28 protein-coding genes are annotated in these 23,738 nt (G+C 66.8%); 15 read left to right on the top strand and 13 right to left on the bottom strand.

Features of this window, described 5'->3' with window-relative positions; genetic code table 11:
- Positions 1 to 66: 66 nt before the first annotated feature.
- The 8 genes from JAN5088_RS18785 to sdhC all read right to left on the bottom strand — a co-directional run bounded on the left by JAN5088_RS18785 (position 67) and on the right by sdhC (position 4,994).
- Positions 67 to 204 carry a hypothetical protein gene (locus JAN5088_RS18785; RefSeq protein ID WP_158448454.1) on the bottom strand — a complete coding sequence of 46 codons (138 nt, stop codon included), beginning with the start codon at positions 202 to 204 and terminating at the stop codon, positions 67 to 69.
- A gap of 109 nt (positions 205 to 313) precedes the next feature.
- Entirely contained in the window at positions 314 to 1,093 is a 780-nt protein-coding gene (locus tag JAN5088_RS00725; RefSeq protein WP_055680882.1) for a succinate dehydrogenase iron-sulfur subunit, read from the bottom strand.
- A 66-nt stretch (positions 1,094 to 1,159) separates the two neighbouring features.
- Positions 1,160 to 1,972: a sulfotransferase domain-containing protein gene (locus JAN5088_RS00720; protein ID WP_055680881.1), complete on the bottom strand. Its 813-nt coding sequence runs from the start codon at positions 1,970 to 1,972 to the stop codon at positions 1,160 to 1,162.
- Positions 1,972 to 2,190 carry a hypothetical protein gene (locus tag JAN5088_RS00715; protein ID WP_055680880.1) on the bottom strand — a complete coding sequence of 73 codons (219 nt, stop codon included), beginning with the start codon at positions 2,188 to 2,190 and terminating at the stop codon, positions 1,972 to 1,974. The genes JAN5088_RS00720 and JAN5088_RS00715 overlap by 1 nt, the downstream gene beginning before the upstream one ends.
- Positions 2,187 to 2,408: a hypothetical protein gene (locus JAN5088_RS18485; RefSeq protein WP_144431842.1), complete on the bottom strand. Its 222-nt coding sequence runs from the start codon at positions 2,406 to 2,408 to the stop codon at positions 2,187 to 2,189. Before JAN5088_RS18485 ends, JAN5088_RS00715 begins: the two co-directional genes overlap by 4 nt.
- The gene (sdhA, locus tag JAN5088_RS00710; protein WP_055680879.1) at positions 2,398 to 4,209 is read right to left on the bottom strand and encodes a succinate dehydrogenase flavoprotein subunit; all 1,812 of its coding nucleotides are present in this window, start codon (positions 4,207 to 4,209) and stop codon (positions 2,398 to 2,400) included. Before sdhA ends, JAN5088_RS18485 begins: the two co-directional genes overlap by 11 nt.
- 18 nt (positions 4,210 to 4,227) lie before the next feature.
- Positions 4,228 to 4,599, bottom strand: coding sequence for a succinate dehydrogenase, hydrophobic membrane anchor protein (locus tag JAN5088_RS00705; protein ID WP_055680878.1), 372 nt, complete (start codon positions 4,597 to 4,599; stop codon positions 4,228 to 4,230).
- Between the two features lie 11 nt (positions 4,600 to 4,610).
- Entirely contained in the window at positions 4,611 to 4,994 is a 384-nt protein-coding gene (gene sdhC / locus JAN5088_RS00700) for a succinate dehydrogenase, cytochrome b556 subunit (protein WP_055680877.1), read from the bottom strand.
- Positions 4,995 to 5,246: 252 nt separating this feature from the next.
- Between sdhC and JAN5088_RS00695 the strand changes: the two genes are divergently transcribed.
- Together JAN5088_RS00695 and JAN5088_RS00690 are read left to right on the top strand one after the other, a co-directional pair.
- On the top strand, positions 5,247 to 6,281 hold the full coding sequence (locus tag JAN5088_RS00695; RefSeq protein ID WP_055680876.1) for a hypothetical protein: 1,035 nt from the start codon (positions 5,247 to 5,249) through the stop codon (positions 6,279 to 6,281).
- Positions 6,282 to 6,344: 63 nt separating this feature from the next.
- Positions 6,345 to 6,680: a DUF3140 domain-containing protein gene (locus tag JAN5088_RS00690; RefSeq protein ID WP_055680875.1), complete on the top strand. Its 336-nt coding sequence runs from the start codon at positions 6,345 to 6,347 to the stop codon at positions 6,678 to 6,680.
- A 6-nt stretch (positions 6,681 to 6,686) separates the two neighbouring features.
- Here the strand turns inward: JAN5088_RS00690 and JAN5088_RS00685 are convergent, their stop codons facing one another.
- The 4 genes from JAN5088_RS00685 to JAN5088_RS00670 are packed head-to-tail and all read right to left on the bottom strand — an operon-like array spanning position 6,687 to position 9,848.
- Positions 6,687 to 7,385, bottom strand: coding sequence for a DUF4344 domain-containing metallopeptidase (locus tag JAN5088_RS00685; protein WP_055680874.1), 699 nt, complete (start codon positions 7,383 to 7,385; stop codon positions 6,687 to 6,689).
- A gap of 36 nt (positions 7,386 to 7,421) precedes the next feature.
- Entirely contained in the window at positions 7,422 to 8,450 is a 1,029-nt protein-coding gene (locus JAN5088_RS00680) for a MaoC family dehydratase (protein WP_055680873.1), read from the bottom strand.
- A gap of 1 nt (position 8,451) precedes the next feature.
- Positions 8,452 to 8,994 carry an NnrU family protein gene (locus JAN5088_RS00675; RefSeq protein WP_055680872.1) on the bottom strand — a complete coding sequence of 181 codons (543 nt, stop codon included), beginning with the start codon at positions 8,992 to 8,994 and terminating at the stop codon, positions 8,452 to 8,454.
- Complete coding sequence (locus JAN5088_RS00670; RefSeq protein WP_055680871.1) at positions 8,991 to 9,848, bottom strand: HpcH/HpaI aldolase/citrate lyase family protein; 858 nt, start codon at positions 9,846 to 9,848, stop codon at positions 8,991 to 8,993. The genes JAN5088_RS00675 and JAN5088_RS00670 overlap by 4 nt, the downstream gene beginning before the upstream one ends.
- A 262-nt stretch (positions 9,849 to 10,110) precedes the next feature.
- Between JAN5088_RS00670 and JAN5088_RS00665 the strand changes: the two genes are divergently transcribed.
- The 13 genes from JAN5088_RS00665 to JAN5088_RS18480 all read left to right on the top strand — a co-directional run bounded on the left by JAN5088_RS00665 (position 10,111) and on the right by JAN5088_RS18480 (position 23,082).
- Complete coding sequence (locus tag JAN5088_RS00665) at positions 10,111 to 10,440, top strand: hypothetical protein (protein ID WP_233489680.1); 330 nt, start codon at positions 10,111 to 10,113, stop codon at positions 10,438 to 10,440.
- 85 nt (positions 10,441 to 10,525) lie between these two features.
- Entirely contained in the window at positions 10,526 to 11,488 is a 963-nt protein-coding gene (gene mdh / locus JAN5088_RS00660) for a malate dehydrogenase (protein WP_055681132.1), read from the top strand.
- Between the two features lie 269 nt (positions 11,489 to 11,757).
- Positions 11,758 to 12,951 carry an ADP-forming succinate--CoA ligase subunit beta gene (sucC, locus tag JAN5088_RS00655; protein WP_055680870.1) on the top strand — a complete coding sequence of 398 codons (1,194 nt, stop codon included), beginning with the start codon at positions 11,758 to 11,760 and terminating at the stop codon, positions 12,949 to 12,951.
- A gap of 37 nt (positions 12,952 to 12,988) precedes the next feature.
- Positions 12,989 to 13,561: a hypothetical protein gene (locus JAN5088_RS00650; RefSeq protein ID WP_055680869.1), complete on the top strand. Its 573-nt coding sequence runs from the start codon at positions 12,989 to 12,991 to the stop codon at positions 13,559 to 13,561.
- Between the two features lie 19 nt (positions 13,562 to 13,580).
- A complete protein-coding gene (sucD, locus tag JAN5088_RS00645; protein WP_055680868.1) occupies positions 13,581 to 14,468 on the top strand; it encodes a succinate--CoA ligase subunit alpha in 888 nt (295 codons plus the stop codon).
- A gap of 4 nt (positions 14,469 to 14,472) precedes the next feature.
- A complete protein-coding gene (locus JAN5088_RS00640) occupies positions 14,473 to 14,904 on the top strand; it encodes a hypothetical protein (protein WP_055680867.1) in 432 nt (143 codons plus the stop codon).
- The gene (locus JAN5088_RS00635) at positions 14,901 to 17,858 is read left to right on the top strand and encodes a 2-oxoglutarate dehydrogenase E1 component (protein WP_055680866.1); all 2,958 of its coding nucleotides are present in this window, start codon (positions 14,901 to 14,903) and stop codon (positions 17,856 to 17,858) included. Before JAN5088_RS00640 ends, JAN5088_RS00635 begins: the two co-directional genes overlap by 4 nt.
- A gap of 4 nt (positions 17,859 to 17,862) precedes the next feature.
- Complete coding sequence (odhB, locus tag JAN5088_RS00630) at positions 17,863 to 19,392, top strand: 2-oxoglutarate dehydrogenase complex dihydrolipoyllysine-residue succinyltransferase (RefSeq protein ID WP_055680865.1); 1,530 nt, start codon at positions 17,863 to 17,865, stop codon at positions 19,390 to 19,392.
- A gap of 29 nt (positions 19,393 to 19,421) precedes the next feature.
- Positions 19,422 to 20,132: a hypothetical protein gene (locus JAN5088_RS00625; protein WP_144431841.1), complete on the top strand. Its 711-nt coding sequence runs from the start codon at positions 19,422 to 19,424 to the stop codon at positions 20,130 to 20,132.
- A gap of 73 nt (positions 20,133 to 20,205) precedes the next feature.
- Positions 20,206 to 20,445, top strand: a complete 240-nt coding sequence (locus JAN5088_RS00620; protein ID WP_055680863.1) for a DUF3303 family protein — start codon at positions 20,206 to 20,208, stop codon at positions 20,443 to 20,445.
- Positions 20,446 to 20,481: 36 nt separating this feature from the next.
- Positions 20,482 to 20,877 (top strand): MAPEG family protein, encoded by a 396-nt coding sequence (locus JAN5088_RS00615; RefSeq protein WP_055680862.1) that lies wholly within the window; start codon positions 20,482 to 20,484, stop codon positions 20,875 to 20,877.
- Positions 20,878 to 20,933: 56 nt separating this feature from the next.
- A complete protein-coding gene (lpdA, locus tag JAN5088_RS00610) occupies positions 20,934 to 22,328 on the top strand; it encodes a dihydrolipoyl dehydrogenase (protein ID WP_055680861.1) in 1,395 nt (464 codons plus the stop codon).
- 46 nt (positions 22,329 to 22,374) lie between these two features.
- Positions 22,375 to 23,082, top strand: coding sequence for a tellurite resistance TerB family protein (locus tag JAN5088_RS18480; protein ID WP_143114547.1), 708 nt, complete (start codon positions 22,375 to 22,377; stop codon positions 23,080 to 23,082).
- 4 nt (positions 23,083 to 23,086) lie between these two features.
- Here the strand turns inward: JAN5088_RS18480 and JAN5088_RS00600 are convergent, their stop codons facing one another.
- Positions 23,087 to 23,734 (bottom strand): GntR family transcriptional regulator, encoded by a 648-nt coding sequence (locus JAN5088_RS00600; protein WP_055680859.1) that lies wholly within the window; start codon positions 23,732 to 23,734, stop codon positions 23,087 to 23,089.
- Positions 23,735 to 23,738 lie beyond the last annotated feature (4 nt).

Here is a 23,738-nt window from a genome sequence, read left to right as displayed (position 1 = left end):
GGCGGTGGGGCGTTTCACGTCGTCGTCACGCCGCGAACGGCGGGGCGGGTTTTGCAGGCGCGGCGATCAGGCTGCGATGGGATAGTCGTTGGTGTCGTCGTCGGTGGCCGGCTCGGGCTCCGCCGAGTAGTATTCCCAGGCTTGGTTCAGCGCGTCGAGAGCCTTTTGCGCCGCACTATCCGTGGCTTGATTGACTTCGCTCATTGTGGTCGTTCCCATGTCCGTCTTGTTACGTGCACGTAACATAGGCGTTGCCGCAGCGCAGCACACCGGCGGATGACGCATGGCTGCCACCCGCCGGGCGCATGGTCCGTCAAAGCTGACGTTCGACCATCATCTTCTTGATGTTGGCGATGGCCTTGGCCGGGTTCAGCCCCTTGGGGCAGGTCTTGGTACAGTTCATGATGGTGTGGCAGCGGTATAGCTTGAAAGGGTCTTCAAGATCGTCCAGCCGCTCGCCCGTCGCCTCGTCGCGGGAGTCGATGATCCATCGGTAGGCATGCAGCAACGCGGCCGGACCAAGGTAGCGGTCGCCGTTCCACCAGTAGGACGGGCAGGCCGTCGAGCAGGACGCACACATGATGCATTCGTAAAGTCCGTCGAGCTTTTCGCGGTCTTCGATCGACTGGCGCCATTCCTTCGCCGGCGTGTTCGACTTCGTCTCAAGCCAGGGCATGACGCTGGCGTGCTGGGCGTAGAAGTGCGTGAGGTCGGGGATCAGGTCCTTGATGACCGGCATGTGCGGCAACGGATAGATCTTCACGTCGCCCTTCACGTCGTCGATGCCCCAGGTGCAGGCCAGCGTGTTCACGCCGTCGATGTTCATCGCGCACGACCCGCAGATTCCCTCGCGGCAGGAGCGGCGGAAGGTCAGCGTCGGGTCTATCTCGTTCTTGATCTTGATCAGGGCGTCCAGGATCATCGGGCCGCAGGTGTCCAGATCGACCCAGTAGGTGTCGAGACGCGGGTTCTGCCCGTCCTCCGGGTTCCAGCGATAGATCTGGAACTTGCGAAGGTTGTTGGCGCCCTCGGGCTTGGGCCAGGTCTTGCCCACGGTGATGCGGGAGTTCTTGGGAAGGGTCAGTTGGACCATGATGTCCTCCTCGGGGATGTCGTTGGCCAGGCGTGCTGGCCTGCGCGAAATGAGGTGGCTTGGCGGTCAGGCGGCGGCATGACGCAGTTCCTCAAGCCAGGCGGTGGGGTGATCCTCGTAGCCCAGCGTGACAAGCGCCTCGCCGTGACGCTCGGCATAGGCGCGGGCGACGGAAAGCGGCAGGTCGGCGCGCCATTGCGCGGCACCGCCGTGGGTCACATGGGCGCGCACGCGGGGGCTGCGGTCGTCGTCGCGGGCGAGACCGCCGAACAGGGCGGTGTCCCAGAAGGCCCGCAGGCCCACGGCGACCTCCGGCTCGGTCAGGCCCAGGTTCCGCAGGTATTCGCGGAACAGGCGTCCGTCGCGGTCGCGGATGAGATCCCCGTAGCGTGCCTCGACGGTCGTGCGGCGGGCATAGTCCCAGGCGGTCATCTCGGCCAGGGTGCGCGCGTGCCGCTCGCCCATCTCGAACATCAGGCGGGCCGTGTCGTCGGGCAGGGTGTTGAGATGCTGCTGATAGCTTCGGCCGTCCAAGTCGTCGCGGGCCTCGTGCAGCACTTCCTCGCCGCCCTCGGGCGCGCGACGATGATAATGCATGCCCGAAAGCAGCACGTCGCGGGGGTCGCGGATGACGTGCAGAATGCGCGCGTCCGGCCGGTCGAGGATGGCCTCGGGGAATTGCGACGACCATTGGAACAAAAAGACGCGCCGGTCGTCGGGAATCAGCCGCTCGCCGCTGGCCGGATAGACGGTATGCGCCTCGATTCCGGCACTCTCGGCCAGCCTGCGAAACACCGCCCGCATCCAGAGCGTGCCGGTCTTGTGATGCGTGCCGACGCCCATGACGCGCGGCGCGACGAGAGGGGCCTCGGACACCATCAGCGGCGCGCCCGCTCTGCGGTGCAGGTGAGCAGGCCCTGGATCTCGACGGCGGACATCGGCGCCTCCGGGTCGGCTGCCACGTCGGCGCGTCCGATCGCGGACAGACACGAGGCGAGGCCCGGCGTCACCCCGTCGCCTGCCGTGAACGCCGGACGGGGGCCATCGGCCACGCAACCCGCAAGGAACAGCGCCCCGGTGAGCCACAGACCCTTCATCGCGGCACCGCCCGGCAGGCGTCGAGCCGCGCCAGATCCTCCGGCCCGCGCGTGACGATGGTGCCGCCCCGAACCGTGACCCCCTGATCGCGCGCGCAGTCGAGATAGCTCGCCCGCCGCGCCTCCGGCCCGGTGGGCATGCAGGCGGCAAGGGCCGAGAGGCCACAGACTGCGCCAAGGCGACCAAGCACGGTCAGGAGGGCGCGATCAGTAGACACGGGCCTTCGGCGCGATCTTCTTGAGGTCGATGCCGCCATCGTTGTGGCTGGTAAGGGGGTTCACGTGGACGCCCCGATAGCCGAGGTCCGGGGCCATCCGGTCGCCCTTGAACCAGGTCAGCGAATGCTTGCGCCAGTTCTCGTCGTCGCGGTCGGGGAAATCCTCATGCGCGTGGGCGCCGCGGCTTTCCTTGCGCGCTTCGGCGGCGACCACGGTGGCCACGGCGTTGGGCATGAGGTTGGCCAATTCCAATGTCTCCATCAGGTCGGAGTTCCAGATCAGCGTGTTGTCGGTGACGGACACGTCCGACAGCTTGCCGGCGATCCCCTCCATCTTCTCCTTGCCCTGTGCCAGCGTCTCGGAGGTACGGAAGACGGCCGCGTCGTCCTGCATGGTCTTCTGCATCTCAAGCCGCAGTTCGGCCGTGGCGACCTGTCCGCGTGCATGGCGCAGCCCGTCGAACCGGGCAAGCGCCATCTCGACCGAGCGCATGTTGGGCGCGGGCACGGCGGTTTCGGGATCGACGATCTGGCCCGCGCGGATCGCGGCCGCGCGGCCGAAGACCACAAGGTCGATGAGCGAGTTCGACCCCAGGCGGTTCGCCCCGTGCACGCTGGCGCAGCCTGCCTCGCCCACGGCCATCAGGCCGGGCGACACCCGGTCGCCATCGTCCTTGGTAGGGGCAAGCACCTCGCCCCAGTAGTTCGTGGGGATGCCGCCCATGTTGTAGTGCACCGTGGGCAGCACGGGGATCGGCTCCTTCGTGACGTCGACGCCGGCGAAGATGCGCGCCGATTCGGAGATGCCCGGAAGGCGCAGGTGCAGCGTCTCGGGCGGAAGATGCGACAGGTTCAGGTGGATATGGTCGCTGTTCTTGCCGACGCCGCGGCCCTCGCGGATCTCCATTGTCATGCAGCGGCTGACCACGTCGCGCGACGCCAGGTCCTTGTAGGTGGGAGCGTAGCGTTCCATGAAACGCTCGCCCTCGGAATTGGTGAGGTATCCGCCCTCGCCGCGCGCGCCTTCGGTGATGAGGCAGCCGGCGCCGTAGATGCCGGTGGGGTGGAACTGCACGAACTCCATGTCCTGAAGCGGCAGGCCGGCGCGCGCCACCATGCCGCCACCGTCGCCGGTGCAGGTGTGGGCGGACGTGGCACTGAAGTAGGCGCGACCGTAGCCACCCGTCGCCAGCACCGTCATCTTGGAGGAGAACAGGTGAAGCGTGCCGTCGTCGAGCTTCCAGCACAGGACGCCCTGGCAGGTGCCATCCTCGGACATGATGAGGTCGATGGCGAAGTATTCGATGAAGAACTCGGCCTTCTGCTTGAGCGACTGGCCGTAGAGCGTGTGCAGGATCGCGTGGCCGGTCCGGTCGGCGGCGGCGCAGGTGCGCTGCACCGGGGGGCCTTCGCCGTATTCGGTGGTATGGCCGCCAAAGGGCCGCTGGTAGATCTTGCCCTCCTCCGTCCGGCTGAACGGCACGCCGTAATGCTCGAGCTCATAGACGGCCTTAGGCGCCTCGCGGGCGAGGTACTCCATGGCGTCCGTATCGCCCAGCCAGTCCGACCCCTTGACGGTGTCGTACATGTGCCATTGCCAGCTGTCGGGGCCCATGTTGCCCAGCGACGCGGCGATGCCACCCTGGGCCGCCACGGTATGCGACCGGGTCGGGAACACCTTGGTCACGCAGGCCGTCCGCAGCCCCTGTTCCGCCATCCCGAGCGTCGCGCGAAGACCGGCGCCACCGGCCCCCACGACGACGACGTCGTATTCGTGGGTCTCGTATTCATAGGCTGCCATCGTCGAATTCTCCGGAACTTACAGGGCCAGCCGGGCCAGCGCATAGACGCAGGCCAGCGCGGCGGCATAGCTGAGACAGGTGGTCGCGATGATCGCGGCCTTGCGGGCGGTGCCCGAGACGTAGTCCTCGATCAGGACCTGCACGCCCTTGGCGAAATGGATCCAGCCCACCACCAGCGTCAGCAGCGCGACGAGCGCGGGCAAGGGACGGGAATAGTAGATGACGACTTCGGGCCAAGGAGCGCCGAGCACCGCGCCGAAGGTGAAGACGAACAGCGGCACGAGGATCACCAGCGCCGCGGACAGCACCGTCTGGTGCCAGTGGTGCATCGTGCCGGACCCGGCGGGCCCCAGTCCCTCGACGCGCTTGCGATCGGTCAGAAAAGCCATGGATGCGCCCCTTACAGGATGATGACGGTCAGGAGGGTGAGCACGACCGAACCGCCGACCACGCCCCACCCGAGCTTTTCGGCCGTCCCGATCTCGAGGCCGTAGCCCTGATCCCAGATCAGGTGCCGGATGCCGGCGAGCGTGTGATACCACAAGGCCCAGATCGACCCCAGGAAGATCAGCTTCCCGAACCACGACCGCAGAAACCCATCCGCGACCGCGAAAGCGTCGGGCCCGGAGGCCGCGGCCACGAACCACCATGTGATCATCAGACCCGCGATGACCAGCGCATTGCCGGTGAGCCGTGTGAGGATCGAGGTGATCGAGGTGAGCTGCGGGCGATAGACCTGCAGATGCGGGCTGAGCGGGCGATTGCCCCGGTTCACATCGGCCATGGATGGCGTCCTTCCGGCTCTGACTGTTCGAAAGGGTTCTAGCGGGTTTCGCGCCGGTGTCACGGGGGCGGACGGTCGCAGCGTGGCAAATCGCACCGTTTGGCAAGGTTCGTGATCACGCGGACCGGACTGTGATCACGAACCGCGGCGAACCGGGCGGCGGCCCCGGTCATGGAACCGTGACGCAACGTCGGTGTTGCCCTCCTGGACGGCGCATCCCGCGCCCCCGCACCGAAAACCGCGGAGAGCACGATGAAAAAGACCACGCACACCACCCCCGCACCCGGTCGGCCGGGAGACCTTGTCCACGACGACATCGAGCGGATGTACGATGGCCGGGGGCGCGCCGTCTGGGGCGCGATCTTCGCCGGCACGGTCGTCGCGCTGGGCGTCTTCGTCCTGCTCAGCCTCGTGGGGATCGGTCTCGGCCTTTCGCTGTTCGAGCCCGACGAGGCCAGCCCGATGAACGGCAGCCTGACCACCACCGCCATCTGGCAGTTCATCAGCCAGCTCGTGGCCCTCGGAGCGGGCGGCTATGTCGCAGGGCGCCTGGCCGGCGTGATGCACTCCGTGGGTGCCATGCTGCATGGCGCGACGGTCTGGGGGCTGACGACGCTGGCCGCTGTCTGGCTCGCCACCTCGGCCGCCATGGGCATCGCCAATGTCGCCGGCTCGGCCATCTCCAGCATCGCAAGCGGTCTGGGATCGGCGACGCAGGCCGTCGTGCCCGACGACTTCTCGCTGCCGGACGTGTCGATCAGCTCGCTTTCGATGGACGATCTGCCCGACGGCGTGCAGCAGGCCCTGCGGCGCAACGGCATCACGCCCGAGAACTTCCGTGCCGAGGCGCGCGAAGCGTTCCGCAACGTGATCTCGCAGCAGGAACAGGCCCGCATCCGCCAGCAGGCGACCGCCACGGCCGATGACATCCTGGCCAATCCGACGAACATCGGGGCCGAAGTCGACAATTTCATCGACAACGTCTTCGGCCAGGGCGGCGTTCTGGGTGAGGAAGACCGGCAGGAAGCCATTGCGGTCATGGAGAACCGCTTCGGCGTGACCCCGGCCGAGGCCGAACGCTTCATCGACGACGTCCAGGCCCGGGCGGAACAGGTTCAGCAACGGGCCGAAGCCGCGTTGACGGAGGCGCGCGAGACGGCCCTCGCCGCTGCCGAGGAAGCGACCGACGCCGCTGCGACCGCTGCGTGGCTTGCCGCGCTGGCCTCGCTCATCGGGCTGGGCGCTGCCGTGGGCGGTGCTGCCGCCGGCCGCCCCGCACGCGCCTGACGACACGATGGGGCGGCCCCGCGCGGGCCGCTCCTTCCCTTTCACCTGACGAACGGAGACCGCATGTCGAAATCACGCGAAGAGGTCTGGGACGAATGGCGCGACCTCGTGAACATGGCGCCGAAGGAGCTGGAAGACTGGCTGGAGAGCGACGAGAGCAAATCCGTGGGCGTCGACAGCGGCGACGGCGAATCCAAGGGCCACAAGTCCGGCGAGCGCATCGTCGAGATCAAGCGCACCAATAAGGACGACCTGACCGACGACCAGTGGGACCACATGGCCAAGGTCGTGGGCTACATCAAGCGTCACAAGGCGCAGGGCGGCCCGGACGATGACATGGAGCATTCCGACTGGCGCTACAGCCTGATGAACTGGGGTCACGATCCCAAGAAGGACTGACCCGCCTCAGCGCAGGCCCCGCGCGGACAGGGCCTCGACCATTTCGGAGCAGAACTCGATCCGCTCGTCGATGTGGAAATAATAGGCATTGTCCTCGCCGCAGGCCACGTTCGTGACCGGCACGGGCCGCGGCAGGACGATGGCTTCGTTCACCCGTTCGATATCCTGCCCGAGCAGGCGCAGCGCCTTGCCGTGACGTCCCGGACGCAGGCTTTCCGTCAGGGTAGCGCCGGGCTTGGGACGCAGCCGCTCCATCACCGGCGCCCACGCCGCGCGGACCTGCGTCGCATCCTCGACGCAGGCATCGGCGGCGCTCGCGGGCATTCCCAGGGCGCGGGCCAATGGCAGACGCTCGGCCGGGTTGAGGCCGTAGGCCAGACAGATCGCGCGTGCCAGCCGCTGCGCATCGGGCATGTATTGGTCCCAGGGGTCGAAGATCCGCTCCACCGCCTCGGCCCGCGAAAGGGCTGTCATGTCAGTGAGGATGACCTGCATCTCCTCCTCCGGGTGCAGGCGATCGGCCAAGACAATGCCGAAGCTGTCGGCGGCCGTCTCCTCCGTTCCGAAGACGGGCAGCGACAACTGGTCGATCACCGCGTGCCCCAGCTCGTGATACAGCGTGAAGCGTAGATTGCTGCGAATGAAATCGGCCGCCGCTGGACCCGCCGTGCAGAGATACAGGCAAAGGATCGCGAGACGTGTCATCCCCGCATCAGACGTCATGCACCCCCTCCCGGCAAGTCAGCCTGGCATCGCCACCCAATAATCGAAGTCGAGCAGCACATCCGGCAGGTATTTCCCCGCCTCGTCGCGCAGGGCGAAAGGGTGCCCCCGCGTCGCCACCGTCCGCAGGCGCAGGGCGGCGATGCCGGGGGCGAGATCGGCGCGGTCCAGCACCTCGGACCAGGCGCGCAGGGTGTCGCCCGCGAAGCAGGGGTTGGCATGGGCTCCGCCATTGATCGCGAGGATCACCTGCGCATTGGCAAGGCCGTTGAACGACAGGGCGCGCGCCATGCTGATGACATGGCCGCCATAGATCAGCCGGCGGCCGTCGTCGCGGTGGGTGGCGTCGAAATGCACCTTGGCCGTGTTCTGCCACAGGCGGGTGGCGAGCATGTGCTCGGCTTCCTCGATGGTGACGGCATCGACGTGGTCGATCGTCTCGCCCACTGCATAGTCGCCGGCCCGGTGCGGCGATCCGGCCAGGCCGAAATCGTAGTCCGCGAACGTCAGGCCCTCCGGCAGGATCAGGTCTTGGGGGGCGACCGAGGTTGCCAGGTCGGGGACATGGGTCTCGGGCGCGGGGGCATCGGCGTCGCGCTTGCGGACCATGACCCATCGCACGAAAGTCAGCACGGCGTCGCCGTTCTGGTCGAAGCCCGTGGTGCGGACCCAGACGACGCCCGACGTGCCGCTCGACGTCTGCTTGAGTCCGATGACCTCGGACTCCGATCGCAACGTGTCGCCCGCAAAGACGGGGCGCAGGAACCGCCCCTCGGCATAGCCGAGGTTCGCCACAGCGTTGATCGAGATGTCGGGCACCGTCTTGCCGAAGACCGTGTGGAACACCGCCAGCGCATCCATGGGCGAGCCGTCGAGCCCGCAGTCGAGCGCGAAGGCATCCGAGGAATTGAGGGCGAACCGCTGCGGGTAAAGCGCGTGATAAAGCGCACGCTCCCCCTCCGCGAGCGTGCGGGGCACGGCGTGGCGGATGGTCTGCCCGAGGCGGTAGTCCTCGAAGAAGCGGCCGGGGTCGGTCTTTGCAGTCATCTCAGGCTCCGAACGGATTGACGCCGAGCCAGATATGCACGGCCGCGGCAATGACCAGCAGCACCAGCCCAATCACAAGCGCCTTCAGGTCGCCCTTCCACGACCCTGCGGGCCGGTCCCAGGGCTGACTGCGGTTGATGACGGCCATCTCCGCGAGCGCCCAGACGAGCAGCCCGCCGAAGAGGACGACGGAGGCCAGATCGCCGTTCACCAGAAGGTGCCCGACGGCCCAGACCGACACGGCCGTCAGCTGCGGATGACGCAGCCAGGTCGCCGTGATGCCCCGTGCCGCCCCCACCCCGAACAGGTAGAAGGCCAGTACCATGAGCAGGTTGTTGACGTGGACGAGGAACGGCGGCGGATACCAGAGCGCCACGAAGTCGGCACCGCGATAGCCCAGCACCATCAGAACGATCGACGCCACCAACGCCAGCGCCACGACACCCTTGCCCGCATCGCCCATGCGCGCGCGGGCGTCCGGGGCGAGCCGCTTGAAAAAGTGCGCCCCCGACCAGAGCGCGACGCCCGCCGCCAGCAGGATCATGCGCCCAACCTTTCGATGGCGTCCAGGCGAGCCAGCGTGCGGCGGGCGGTGTCGACATGCAGGTTCTCGACGATCCGCCCGTCGAGCACGGCGACCCCCTGCCCCGCCGCCACCGCTTCATCGAAGGCGGCGATGCGGCGGCGGGCAAGGTCGACCTCCTCGGCCGAGGGGGCGAAGACCTCGTTGGCGATGGCGACCTGCGCAGGGTGGATCAGGGTCTTGCCGTCCATCCCGAGGTCGCGCCCCTGTTCACATTCGGTACGCAGCCCGTCCTCATCCAGGTAGGCATTGAACACCCCGTCGATGCAGGGGATGCCCGCGGCCCGCGCGGCCATGAGACAGGTGCCGAGCGCGGTCATCAGGGGCAGGCGGTCCGGCCGGTCGCGACAGTTCAGCTCCTTGGCCAGATCGTTCGTGCCCATGACGAATCCCCCCATCCGGGGTGCGCGGGCGATGGCGGCGGCGTTCAGCACCCCCTCCGGCGTCTCCATCATCGCCCAGATCTGCGTCTCGCCCTCCAGATGTTTCGCGGCTGCGGCGACGTCGTCGGGCGAATTGACCTTGGGCAGCAGGACCGCATCGGGGGCGAGAGCGGCCAGCGCGGCAAAATCGTCGGCACCCCATTCGGTGTCCGCCCCGTTGACCCGCACGATCCGCAGCCGGGCGCCGTAGCCACCTGCCTGCAATGCTTCTGCCAACGTGTTCCGGGCGTTGATCTTTTCGTCGGGAGAGACTGCATCTTCCAGGTCGAAGATGATCGCATCGACCGGTAGGCCCCGCGCCTTTTCCAGCGCGCGCGGGCGCGAGCCGGGGATGTAGAGGACGGAGCGGACAGGGCGGTCGGCGGTGGTCATGGCGAAATCTCCTCGGCACCGTTGCAAACATTCCGCGCAATGGTTGGCAAGCCGTTTCGCCCCCGTCCGCATGAATCTGTCGCACGTGCCCGCTGCCCCGCAGCGTGAGGTTTCCGGGCGATTAACCATTTATTCGCATCTTTGCGGCAATCTTGGCAGCATCGCTTCGGCCCCGGCACCGACCGGACCGCGAGGGAGAGAAAGGGGCCGCACTGCCCGTCTTTCACCCCGCGGCCCGTCACGACCGCGAAAGGACCGCACCATGACGAAGACGCAGATCCTGAACACCACGCTTGCCCTTCTGACCGGGCTTGCCCTTGCGCTGACCGCACTGCCCGGTCGTGCGGACGATGCGGCCTGTGGCGCGCGAAGCACCGTGGTGGCGCGGCTGGCCAGCCATTTCGGCGAGACGCGCCGCGGCATCGGCCTCGGGCAGGCGAACCGCGTGGTGGAGGTTTTCGCCTCCGACGCGACGGGCAGCTGGACGGTCGCCGTGACGCTGCCCGACGGGCGCATGTGCCTGCTGGCCACCGGTCAGGCATGGGAGGACCGGATGGACGACCTGGCCCATCTGGCCGATGCGGAGGCCTGACGGCACGGCGCCACCGCCCCTTGCGCTGGCCATGGGCCATCCGCTACCCCTCCGCCCGATATCGATGGACATATCGGAGACGGAAATGGCCCGACCCAAGATCGCCCTCATCGGCGCCGGACAGATCGGCGGCACGCTCGCCCATCTGGCGGCTATCAAGGAACTGGGGGACGTCGTCCTCTTCGACATCAGCGAGGGCACGCCGCAGGGCAAGGCCCTCGACATCGCCGAAAGCGGCCCGGTCGAGAAGTTCGACGCCGACCTCAAGGGCACGAACGACTATGCCGACATCGCGGGGGCCGATGTGTGCATCGTCACCGCAGGCGTGCCGCGCAAGCCGGGCATGTCGCGCGACGACCTGCTGGGCATCAACCTCAAGGTGATGAAGGCCGTGGGCGAAGGCATCCGCGACAACGCTCCCGACGCCTTCGTCATCTGCATCACCAACCCGCTCGACGCGATGGTCTGGGCCCTTCGGGAGTTCTCGGGCCTGCCGCACGAGAAGGTCGTGGGAATGGCCGGCGTCCTTGATTCGGGGCGCTTCCGGCATTTCCTGGCCGAGGAGTTCGGCGTCTCTATGCGCGACGTCACCGCCTTCGTGCTGGGCGGCCACGGCGACACGATGGTGCCGCTGGTGCGCTATTCCACCGTCGGTGGTATCCCCCTGCCCGACCTCGTCGAGATGGGGTGGACAAGCCAGGACAAGCTCGACGCGATCGTGCAGCGCACCCGCGACGGCGGGGCCGAGATCGTGGGCCTGCTCAAGACCGGATCGGCCTTCTATGCCCCCGCGTCCTCCGCGATCGAGATGGCCGAGGCCTATCTCAAGGACCAGAAGCGGCTGCTGCCCTGCGCAGCCTGGGTCGACGGAGCCCTTGGTCTGAACGGCATGTATGTCGGTGTGCCCACCATCATCGGCGCAGGCGGGATCGAGCGGGTCGTCGAGATCAAGATGACCCGCGACGAACAGGCGATGTTCGACAAGTCGGTGGACGCCGTGAAGGGCCTGGTGGAGGCCTGCAAGGCCATCGACGGCTCGCTGAGCTGACCCGATCCGGCGGTCCGGCGTGTCCGGGCCGCCGCTTTTCGTCCCCGGCACCTACGGGCCGGCGAATGGGAATCACCCCAGCGACGCACTGACGGCACAACACCAGGCCGCTCCTCCGCAACTTTGTGATCACGGCCAACCGGAGCGTGATCACAGCACGGCGAATATCTGCCTCAATCCTTCAAATGGCGGCTTTTGCTGTTCCAAACCCCCGCGCCCCATGCCAAGCCAATGGGTGATCCATAACGAACCCGACGGGGGCGCGACGCATGAACATCCACGAATACCAGGCCAAGGCGCTGCTGCGCGAATACGGCGCCCCGGTCAGCGACGGCGTGCCCGTCACCCGCGCGGCCGACGCCAAGGATGCCGCAGGTCAGCTCGACGGACCGCTCTGGGTGGTCAAGGCGCAGATCCACGCCGGCGGCCGCGGCAAGGGCAAGTTCAAGGAAGCCGATGCCGGCGAGAAGGGCGGCGTGCGCCTTGCGAAGTCGGTCGAGGAAGCGGCGGAGGAAGCGCGCCGGATGATGGGCCGCACCCTGGTGACGCACCAGACCGGTCCGGCGGGCAAGCAGGTCAACCGCATCTATATCGAGGACGGGTCCGACATCGCGCGCGAACTCTACCTCGCGCTGCTGATCGACCGTCAGACCAGCCGCATCGGCTTCGTCTGCTCGACCGAGGGTGGCATGGACATCGAGCAGGTCGCCGCCGACACGCCGGACCGCATCGTCAGCTTCGACGTCGATCCCGCCACCGGTTACCAGCCGTTCCACGGCCGCCGCGTCGCCTTCGCCCTCGGGCTGGAGGGTCCGCAGGTCAAGCAGTGCGTCGCGCTGATGGGCAACCTCTACCGCGCCTTCACCGAGAAGGACATGGAGATGCTCGAGATCAACCCGCTGATCGTCACCGACACGGGCGACCTCAAGGTGCTGGACGCCAAGGTCAGCTTCGACGGCAACGCGATGTACCGCCACAAGGACATCGCTGAGCTGCGCGACGAGACGGAGGAGGATCCGAAGGAACTGGCCGCCTCGAAGTACGACCTGAACTACATCGCCCTCGATGGCGAGATCGGCTGCATGGTGAACGGCGCGGGGCTTGCCATGGCGACCATGGACATCATCAAGCTCTACGGCGCGGAGCCGGCCAACTTCCTCGACGTGGGCGGCGGCGCCACCAAGGAGAAGGTGACGGAGGCGTTCAAGATCATCACCTCCGACCCCAACGTCAAAGGCATCCTCGTCAACATCTTCGGCGGCATCATGCGCTGCGACGTCATCGCCGAGGGCGTGATCGCCGCTGTCAAGGAAGTGGGCCTGAAGGTGCCGCTGGTCGTACGTCTGGAAGGCACGAACGTGGAGAAGGGCAAGGAGATCATCCGCAACTCCGGCCTTGACGTCATCGCCGCCGACGACCTGAAGGACGGCGCCCAGAAGATCGTGAAGGCGGTCAAGGGGTGAGCCTTCGTTACCAGAAGGCGAGAGCCGCGGCTTTGTGATGATCCGCGCGCTGCCCCTCCTCCTCCTGCTCGGCGCCTGCGCGCAGACGACTCAGACGGGTTTCCCCGCGGGAGTCAGCGACATTGCGGCGCAGCGGATGCGTTTCGTGACCGAGGCGGTATGCCTCAACAACGCGACGCGCCGGACGCAGGAGGCGGCGGCCCGCGCGCTCGACTTTCCCATCCGGGAGGAGGACGCGGGCGCGACCGTCTATGCCAACCCCGGCACGCTGACCTTCGTTCGCATCGGTCCCGCGCCCGAGCAAACCTTCACCGACGACGAAGGGCGGCGCCGGGCAGTGAGCGGCAACGGCTGTTCCGTGGGTTCGCCCGCCGTGGGCACGCGGATGGCGAACCGGCTGGCGGGCGAGATCCTGGCGCCCCGGCTGGTGGACGGCAGCGACCTGCTGCGGGCGCCGCTGGCGGCCGGGCGGAACGTGGACGGCGGTGTCGGGTTCTTCTTCGACACACTTGCCGTGACGCTGCCGCTGGCGCGCACCTCCTTCACCGATCCCGAGACGGGGGAAGGCGCGGCCTTCGACCACCCCGTGATCCTCATCGTTCACAACTGACACTACCTCCGGAGACGACATGGCCATTCTCATCGACGAAAACACCAAGGTGATCTGCCAGGGCCTCACCGGCAGCCAGGGCACATTCCACACCGAGCAGGCGATCGCCTACGGCACGAAGATGGTCGGAGGCGTCACCCCCGGAAAGGGCGGGCAGACGCATCTGGACCTGCCGGTCTTCGACAGCTGCCACGAGGCCGTGGCCAAGACCGGCGCGAACGCATCTGTGATCTACGTCCCGCCCCCCTTTGCCGCAGATTCCATCCTGGAAGCCATCGACGCGGAAATCCCGCTCGTCGTCTGCATCACCGAGGGCATCCCGGTGCAGGACATGATGCGCGTCAAGCGCGCGCTCGACGGCAGCAAGACGCGGCTGATCGGGCCGAACTGCCCCGGCGTCATCACGCCCGACGCCTGCAAGATCGGCATCATGCCCGGTCACATCCACAGGCGCGGCTCGGTCGGCGTCGTCTCGCGGTCCGGCACCCTCACCTATGAGGCGGTCAAGCAGACGACCGACATGGGGCTGGGCCAGTCGACGGCCGTGGGCATCGGCGGCGACCCGATCAAGGGAACCGAGCATATCGACGTTCTGGAGATGTTCCTGGCCGACCCCGAGACCACGTCGATCATCATGATCGGAGAGATCGGCGGCACCGCCGAGGAGGAGGCCGCGCAGTTTCTGGCCGATGAACGCAAGGCGGGGCGCTGGAAGCCCACAGCCGGCTTCATCGCCGGCCGCACCGCCCCTCCGGGCCGCCGCATGGGCCACGCGGGCGCCATCGTCGCGGGCGGCAAGGGCGATGCGGAATCGAAGATCGAGGCGATGAAGGCCGCGGGCATCGTCGTCGCCGACAGCCCCGCCACGCTGGGCGAGGCGGTCAAGGACGCGATCGACAAGGGGTGATGCGATGGGACCGAAGGAGGCCATAGCGGCGGTGCCGGCGCGGTCGCTCGACCTCGAGAGCCGGGTCGGGCGATCGGAACCTTTCCGGTTTCCGGCCTTCGCGGGGCTGTTCTTCGCGGCCGGCCTGTTCCTCCTTCACATATGCTTCTGGGCCGACCGGTATACCCTGTCGGCCCTCGTCCTCACGGCGATCTTCTGCTTTCCCGTCACCTCCAACGGCCTGCGCCGCCTGCAGAACGGCAGCCGGAGCGGCAACAGGATGCGCGCCGGCGCCGTCCCCGCCTCGCCTTCCGTGACGGCGCCGAAGGCGGTCTTTCCTCGGTTCTGTGCGGTCGTCGGAACGACCGGCACGCCCCTTGTGTTCTCCTTCGATATCTTCCGGCCGCTTCCGTGGCCCTCCTGCCCTGGCCCCAACCTCACCGAGGTCCCCCAATGACCGACCAGTCCCCCAATGACGTATTCCGCTCCACCAGCTTCATGCAGGGGCACAACGCGGAATACCTGGAACAGATGTACGCCCGTTATGCCGAAGACCCCGGCGCAGTGGACGAGACCTGGAAGCAATTTTTCGCGGCGCTGGCCGACGACCCGGCAGACGCGCGGGCCGAGGCGGCGGGGCCGTCCTGGGCGCGGGCCGACTGGCCGCCGATGCCTGCCGACGACCTGACCGCCGCGCTCACGGGCGAATGGCCCGCCCCGGTCGAGGCACAGGCTGCGGGCGAGAAGATCGCGGCCAAGGCGAAGGAGCTGGGCGCCACCCCCGACGAGGAGGCGATCAAACGTGCCGTCCTCGACAGCATCCGGGCGATCATGCTGATCCGCGCGTTCCGCATCCGGGGGCACCTGGCGGCCGATCTCGACCCGCTCGACATGCGCGACGAGTCCGACCATCCGGAGCTCGAGCCGAAGTCCTACGGGTTCACCGAGGCCGATCTGGACCGGCCCATCTTTATCGACAACGTGCTGGGGTTGGAGGTGGCCACCCTGCGGCAGATCGTGTCGATCCTGCGGCGGACCTATTGCGGCACCTTCGCGCTGCAGTTCATGCACATCTCCGACCCCGAGCAGAGCGCCTGGCTCAAGGAGCGGATCGAGGGGCTGGGCAAGGAAATCGAGTTCACCCGCGAAGGTCGCATGGCCATCCTCAACAAGTTGGTCGAGGCGGAGGGTTTCGAGAAGTTCCTGCACGTCAAGTACATGGGCACCAAGCGGTTCGGACTGGACGGCGGTGAATCCCTCATCCCCGCGATGGAGCAGATCATAAAGCGCGGCGGCCAGCTGGGCTTGCAGGACATCGTCATCGGCATGCCCCACCGGGGTCGCCTGTCGGTCCTGGCGAACGTGATGCACAAGCCCTACAAGGCGATCTTCAACGAGTTCCAGGGCGGCAGTTTCAAGCCCGAGGACGTCGACGGGTCGGGCGACGTGAAGTACCACCTCGGCGCGTCGTCGGATCGGGAGTTCGACGGCAACAAGGTGCACCTGTCGCTGACGGCCAACCCGTCGCATCTGGAAGCGGTAAACCCCGTCGTTCTTGGCAAGACCCGCGCCAAGCAGGATCAGTTGGGCGACAGCGAGCGGCGCAAGGTCGTTTCCGTCCTCTTGCACGGCGACGCGGCCTTCGCGGGCCAGGGCGTCGTGGCGGAGTGCTTCGCACTCTCGGGTGTGCGCGGCCATCGCACGGGCGGGACGATCCATATCGTCGTGAACAACCAGATCGGCTTTACGACGGCACCGCACTTCAGCCGTTCCAGCCCCTACCCCACCGATACGGCACTGGTTGTCGAGGCGCCGATCTTCCACGTCAACGGCGACGACCCGGAGGCGGTGGTCCACGCCGCCAAGGTCGCCACCGAATTCCGCCAGAAGTTCGGCAAGGACGTCGTGCTCGACATCTTCTGCTATCGCCGCTTCGGCCATAACGAGGGGGATGAACCGATGTTCACCAACCCCCTGATGTACAAGAAGATCAAGCAGCGGAAGACGACGCTGACGCTTTATTCCGAGCGGCTGGTCCGCGACGGGCTGATCCCCGAGGGCGAGATCGAGGACATGAAGTCCGCTTTCCAGGACCGGATGGCGATGGAATTCGACGCCGGCCGTGACTACAAGCCCAACAAGGCCGACTGGCTCGACGGGCGCTGGTCGCATCTCGACCGCCGCAAGGAGGACGACTACGTCCGGGGCGAGACCGCCATCGCTCCCGAAACCTATGAGGAGGTCGGCCGCGCCCTGACGAAGACGCCCGACGGCTTCCCGCTCCACAAGACGGTCGGCCGCCTGCTCGACGCGAAGACCGAGATGTTCGAGACCGGTGAAGGCTTCGACTGGGCCACGGCCGAGGCGCTGGCCTTCGGGTCGCTGCTGACCGAAGGTTACCGCGTGCGTCTGTCGGGCCAGGACAGCACGCGCGGCACCTTCAGCCAACGGCATTCCGGCCTCGTGAATCAGGAGACGGAAGAGCGGTACTACCCCCTCAACCACGTCCGGGAGGGGCAGGCCAACTTCGAGGTGATCGACTCCGCGCTGTCCGAGTATGCGGTTCTGGGCTTCGAATACGGCTATTCACTGGCCGAACCCAACGCCCTGACCATGTGGGAGGCGCAGTTCGGCGACTTCGCCAACGGTGCGCAGATCATGTTCGACCAGTTCATTTCATCGGGCGAGTCGAAATGGCTGCGGATGTCCGGCCTCGTCTGCCTTCTGCCGCACGGCTACGAAGGACAGGGTCCGGAACATTCCAGCGCGCGGCTTGAGCGGTTTTTGCAGATGTGCGGCTCCGACAACTGGATCGTCGCCAATTGCACCACGCCCGCCAACTACTTCCACATCCTGCGCCGGCAGTTGCACCGCGACTTTCGCAAGCCGCTCATCCTGATGACGCCCAAGTCGCTTCTGCGCCACAAGCTTGCGGTGTCGAAGAAGGAGGAGTTCACCACCGGCAGCAGCTTCCACCGCGTGCTGTGGGACGACGCGCAATACGGGTATTCGGACACGAAACTGGCGTCCGACGACAGGATCCGCCGCGTCGTGATCTGCTCGGGCAAGGTCTATTACGATCTGCTGGAGGAGCGCGACGCCCGCGGCCTGACCGACGTCTACATCCTGCGGCTGGAGCAGTTCTATCCTTTTCCCGCGCTGTCGATGGTCAACGAATTACAGCGCTTCAAGCAGGCCGAGATCGTCTGGTGCCAGGAGGAGCCCAAGAACCAGGGCGGCTGGACCTTCGTCGAGCCGAACATCGAATGGGTGCTGACGCGCATCGGTGCCGATCACAAACGGCCATCCTACGTCGGACGCGCGGCCTCGGCCTCGCCCGCGACGGGACTGGCCAGCCAACACAAAGCCCAACAGACGGCGCTCGTCAACGAAGCGCTGAGCACGGAGTAAGCCCATGACGATCGAAGTGAAAGTTCCCACCCTGGGCGAATCCGTGACCGAGGCGACGGTCGCGACCTGGTTCAAGAAGCCAGGCGACAGCGTCGCGCAGGACGAGATGCTTTGCGAGCTCGAGACCGACAAGGTGACAGTCGAGGTACCCAGCCCCGCCGCCGGCACCCTCAGCGAGATCGTGGCGCAGGAGGGTGAGACCGTGGGCGTGGACGCCCTGCTCGCCACCATAGGGGAGGGCGAAGGCGCCGGCGCGGCCGAGGCGCCCACCAAGGACGCCCCGAAGGCCGAGCAATCCGCCGACAATGCGCCTGCGCAGACGAAGCCCGACACTTCCGGCGACACCACGGACGTCATGGTCCCCGCCCTGGGCGAATCGGTGTCGGAAGCGACGGTCGCCACGTGGTTCAAGAAGCTGGGCGACACCGTAGCCGCCGACGAGATGCTGTGCGAGCTGGAGACCGACAAGGTGTCGGTCGAGGTGCCTGCCCCCGCAGCCGGAACGCTGACCGAGATCGTCGCCAGGGAAGGCGAGACCGTCGCCGCAGGGGGCAAGCTCGCCGTCATCGCGGGCGGCGAAGGTGCCGCGCCCAGGGCCGAAGCGCCGCAGGAGGCGTCCGCACCGTCCGACAGGTCCGGCGCCGACGTGGAAGATGCGCCGTCGGCGAAGAAGCTGATGGCCGAAAAGGGCCTGACGTCGGATCAGGTGACGGGCACCGGCCGCGATGGCCGCGTCATGAAGGAGGACGTGCTGAAAGCAGCCTCCGCCGCGACGGAGGCCCCTGCCCCGCAGGCCAAACAGGCGCCCCGCGCGCCCGTGGCCGCCGGCGATGAGGGCCGGGAGGAGCGGGTGAAGATGACCCGTCTGCGCCAGACCATCGCCCGCCGCCTGAAGGACGCGCAGAACACCGCCGCCATGCTGACCACCTACAACGAGGTGGACATGAAGGCGATCATGGACCTGCGGGATGAATACAAGGAGCTGTTCCAGAAGAAGCACGGGGTGAAGCTAGGCTTCATGTCCTTCTTCACGAAGGCCTGCGTCCACGCCCTGCGCGAGGTCCCCGAGGTCAACGCCGAGATCGACGGGACCGACGTCGTCTACAAGAACTTCGTCCACATGGGCATCGCCACGGGCACGCCGCAGGGCCTGGTCGTGCCGGTGATCCACGACGCCGACGCCATGTCATTCGCCGAAATCGAGAAGGCCATTGCCGACAAGGGCCGCGCCGCGCGCGACGGCAAGCTGTCGATGGCGGACATGCAGGGCGGCACCTTCACCATTTCGAACGGGGGTGTCTATGGCTCCCTCATGTCCTCGCCCATCCTGAACCCCCCGCAGTCGGGCATCCTGGGGATGCACAAGATCCAGGACCGGCCAGTGGTGATCGGCGGCAAGATCAAGGTCCGCCCGATGATGTACCTCGCGCTCAGCTACGATCACAGGATCGTTGACGGCAAAGGCGCGGTGACGTTTCTTGTTCGTGTGAAGGAAGCGCTGGAGGACCCGCGGCGGTTGCTGATGGACCTGTAGAACCAGCCATCATCCGGGAAAGCCACTTGATGACACCAGCGGAGATGCAGCAACTGGCCCTTATCGTGAACCCCGATGGCCCGTGGTCGTTGGGATTCTGGATCAAGATCGGAGGGTTCGTAATCGCCGGGGCCGGCCTGCTTTTTGCCGGATGGCAGATCCGTCAACTATCACAGCAACTGGCTCAGTCCAACGAAGTATTCAAGGCTGACCATGACAGGACACGCCGGGAAAACCTCGTCAACACCCTCCGCCACTACACGGCCGGCACCAAGCCCGAACACAACAAGATGGTGCAGTTGCTGGACCGGATGTCGGAGGACCAGCTCATCAACCTGTGGGAGGCCAAGCCGATCACCCTTGGAGGCGAGTTAAAGGAATTCGCTTGCTCCGCCCTCCGGCGGGAGTTTCCGGATGCCTACGAACGACACTGCAAGGATCGGGAGCCGGTCCAGTTCACCCATGGCGAGTCGATGCAATTGCGATACATCATGCTCGATGTCCTAAATCATTACGAGGTTTGCCTGGCTCCGTGGCACCTCGGAATTGCCGACGAAGAGGCGATGGAGTCGCAGTTCAAGGCCCTCGTCGACCGCAAGGACGGCAAACACAAGCTCGACGCGGCGCGCAACATCATCGGGCCGGACAGGTTTCCGGCATCCAAAGCGTTCAAGGACAAGCTGTTTCCTCCTGAGGGAAAGATACAGCCCGCCAAACCTCAACTCGGCCAAGGTCAGTAGATCGGGGCAAGAAATCCAGTCGGTAGCGGCACGGCCGGCGTCACATCTCTTCGAGAAAATGCGGGAGCCCCCCATGAACCTCCTCCTCCACCAGACCCCCGCCTCCTACGACGACTGGAAGCGCGACTTCGACGCCCACACCGAGACCCGCATGAATGCGGGCCTCACGCTGCTTCAACTCTGGCGCGACCTTGACGGCTCTGGCGTCACCGCCCTGTTTCAGGTCAATGACCGCAAGAAGGCGCAGGACTGGCTCGACCGCGAGACGCAGACGGGCGGCCCGCTCGACGCGCGGTTCATGCGCACCGCCTGATCTGCCGCTTCCCCGGCCCCGAAAGGACCCGCGTTCATGACCTCCGAACTGACCGTCCTGGCTTTGGCCGCCCTCCTGCAGGCGGTGCAATTCCTGCTCATGGCGATCCCGGCCAACATGGAATTGCGACCCGGATACCTCATGTCTGCGCGCGACCGCCCGCCGTCGCGCAACCTGTCGGAACGGACCGCCCGCCTCCAACGCGCCTTCGCCAATCATTTCGAGGGGCTGATCCTCTTCACCATCGCGGTCGTCGTCGTCACCCTGTCGGGGCAGGCGACGGACTTCACCGCGGCCTGCGCATGGGTCTATCTGGCGGCGCGGGTCGTTTATGTGCCGGCCTATGCCTTCGGGTGGAACCCCGGCCGGACGCTGATCTGGGCGGTGGGGTTCACGGCGACCGTCCTTATGGTTATCTCCTCGCTCGTCTGATCGCGGGGCCGAAGCTCCGCGCACGGCATGTCGCGACCCATTCCCCCGGAGGCATCATGGCCCAATACGACGTCATCATCATCGGCAGCGGCCCCGGCGGCTATGTCTGCGCCATCCGCTGCGCGCAGCTGGGCCTCAGGACCGCCGTGGTCGAGGGGCGCGAGACGCTGGGCGGCACCTGCCTGAACGTCGGCTGCATTCCGTCGAAGGCCCTGCTCCATGCCACCCATTCGCTCCACGAGGCCGAGCACAACTTCGCCAAAATGGGGCTCAAGGGCAAATCGCCCTCCGTCGACTGGAAGCAGATGCTGGCCTACAAGGACGACGTGATCGGCCAGAACACCAAGGGCATCGAGTTCCTGTTCAAGAAGAACAAGATCGACTGGATCAAGGGCTGGGCGTCGATCCCCGAGGTGGGAAAGGTCCGCGTGGGCGACGACACGCACGAAGCGCGGCACATCGTCATCGCCAGCGGCTCCGTCTCGGCCGCGGTACCGGGCGCGGAGGTGGAGATCGACGAGAAGGTCGTCGTCACCTCGACCGGCGCGCTGGAGCTGGGGTCGATCCCGAAGTCCATGGTCGTGGTGGGCGGCGGCGTCATCGGGCTGGAGATGGGCAGCGTCTATTGCCGGCTGGGCACCGAGGTGACGGTGATCGAATACCTCGACGCCATCACCCCCGGGCAGGACGCCGAAGTCGCGCGCACCTTCCAGAAGCTCTTGCAGAAGCAGGGTCTCAAGTTCGTCACAGGCGCGGCCGTCAGCAAGGTGGAGGTCAAGGGTGGCAAGGCGCGTGTGGACTACAAGCTTCGCAAGGACGACAGCGCGCATGACCTGAAGGCCGATGTCGTACTGGTCGCTACGGGGCGCAAGCCGCTGACCGAAGGGCTGGGCCTGGATGCCCTGGGCATCAAGCTGACGCCGCGCGGCCAGATCGCCGTGGACGACCGCTATGCCACCAACGTGGACGGCATCCATGCGATCGGCGACGTGACCCCCGGCCCCATGCTGGCCCACAAGGCCGAGGACGAGGGAATGGCCCTGGCCGAGATCTTGGCAGGGCAGGCGGGGCATGTGAACTACGACGTGATCCCCGGCGTGATCTACACCCACCCGGAGGTCGCCAGCGTGGGCATGACCGAGGAGCAGCTCAAGGAGGAAGGCCGCGCCTACAAGGTCGGCAAGTTCAGCTTCATGGGCAATGGTCGTGCCAAGGCCAACTTCGCGGGCGACGGCTTCGTCAAGATGCTGGCGGACAAGGAAACCGATCGCATCCTCGGATGCCACGTCATCGGCCCCATGGCGGGCGACCTGATCCACGAGGTCTGTGTCGCCATGGAGTTCGGCGCGGCGGCCGAGGATCTGGCCCGCACCTGCCACGCCCACCCGACCTATTCGGAGGCGATGCGCGAGGCGGCGCTGGCCTGCGGCGACGGTGCGATCCACGCCTGACGGAGGTTTCCCGCCGGGAAAAGGTCGGGCCATCTTCAGCCACGATATGACGGCGGGACTTTCCAGTCCTGCCGCTATTTGCTTGTCAAACCGTTCTGATGTCCCTCCAAGCAGCTGCGTGGTGCCCTTGATCCGATCCGTCCTTACTCTCCTTGCGTCCGGGGCCGCGTTCTTGGCCCACGGCGCCCGTGCACAGGTCGAGTCCGAGCGTTGGCAACAGCCGTTCTTCGGCACTTGGGGCACGCAGTTGGGCGACATAGTGGGTGGGGCATCCCTGACGTGGTGGACGGCAGCCTTCCTTCCGGTGGCATTGGTCGGCGTTCTGGCGATCTGGCGTCTGCGCCGCCGGCGGCGCGCGCTGCGCCGGCGCATCACCGGTTTGCCGGATGGTCCCCGGTTCCGTATGGTCGACGCGATGTGCCACGCGGTGTGGGCGGAACGACGAATCGATCCCGAACGCCTGCGCCGCGCCGCCGACATCGCGCGCGATACCACCGGGATGGATTTCCATCCCGATCGCCTGCGCGACGCCGCGATGCGCGTGGATCGCGGCGGCCCTCCGCCCGGGTTCCGTTGGATGCGTCATGGGCTGACGCCGGCCGAGAAGATGGTGATCTTCAATGCCACGATCTCGGTCCTTCTCGCGGACGGCCCCCTTTCTTCGGCCGACCGCAAGTTTCTGCGCAGGCTGGTCAGGGGTCTCGGCATTCCGTCCGACGATCTTGGCGACCTGAATCGCGTGCTTTCACTCTGACCGCTCAGCCGGCCAGCAGGCGCAAGCCCTGCGTCACGTCCGCGCGCACCGCAAGCCGCAAGCCAGGCTCGTCGCCTGCGCGCAGCGCCGCGACGATCAGGCGGTGGTTCTTGGGAACCTCAGTCCGGTTCAGCCGTCCGTAGAGCGCCCGCATCGTCGGCCCCAGTTGCAGCCAGACCGTCTCGACCATGGCCAGCATCGCAGGGGCCTGCGCGCGCAGATAGAGCGTGCGGTGAAACTCCAGGTTGGTCCGGATATAGCCCGACGCGTCGTGCTTCACGATCTGCTCGGCAATGGCGGTGTTGATCGTCTCCATCCGGTCGATCAGTGCCAGATGCGCGCGCGGAAGGGCGCGGATCGCCAGTTCCGGCTCCAGCAACGAGCGCAGGGCGGCCAGCTCCTCGATCCGGTCGGTCGACAGGGCGGGCGTGCTGATCCGCCCCGAGGCGGATAGCGACAGCGCGCCTTCGGCCACCAGCCGGCGCATGGCCTCGCGCACGGGGGTCATGCTGACGCCGTAGTCGCGCCCGATGCCGCGCAGGGTCAGCGACTTGCCGGGGTCGATCTCGCCATGCATGATCCGGCTGCGGAGCGCGCGGTAGAGCCGTTCGTGCGCGGCACCTGTGCCATCGGAAAGAGGGGTCAACAGCATGGCG

The sequence above is a fragment of the Jannaschia rubra genome (assembly GCF_001403735.1).
In the GTDB taxonomy this organism is placed as follows: domain Bacteria; phylum Pseudomonadota; class Alphaproteobacteria; order Rhodobacterales; family Rhodobacteraceae; genus Jannaschia; species Jannaschia rubra.
The sequence above is the reverse complement of the archived record's forward strand: the minus strand, read 5'-3'. Positions and strand labels throughout refer to the sequence as shown.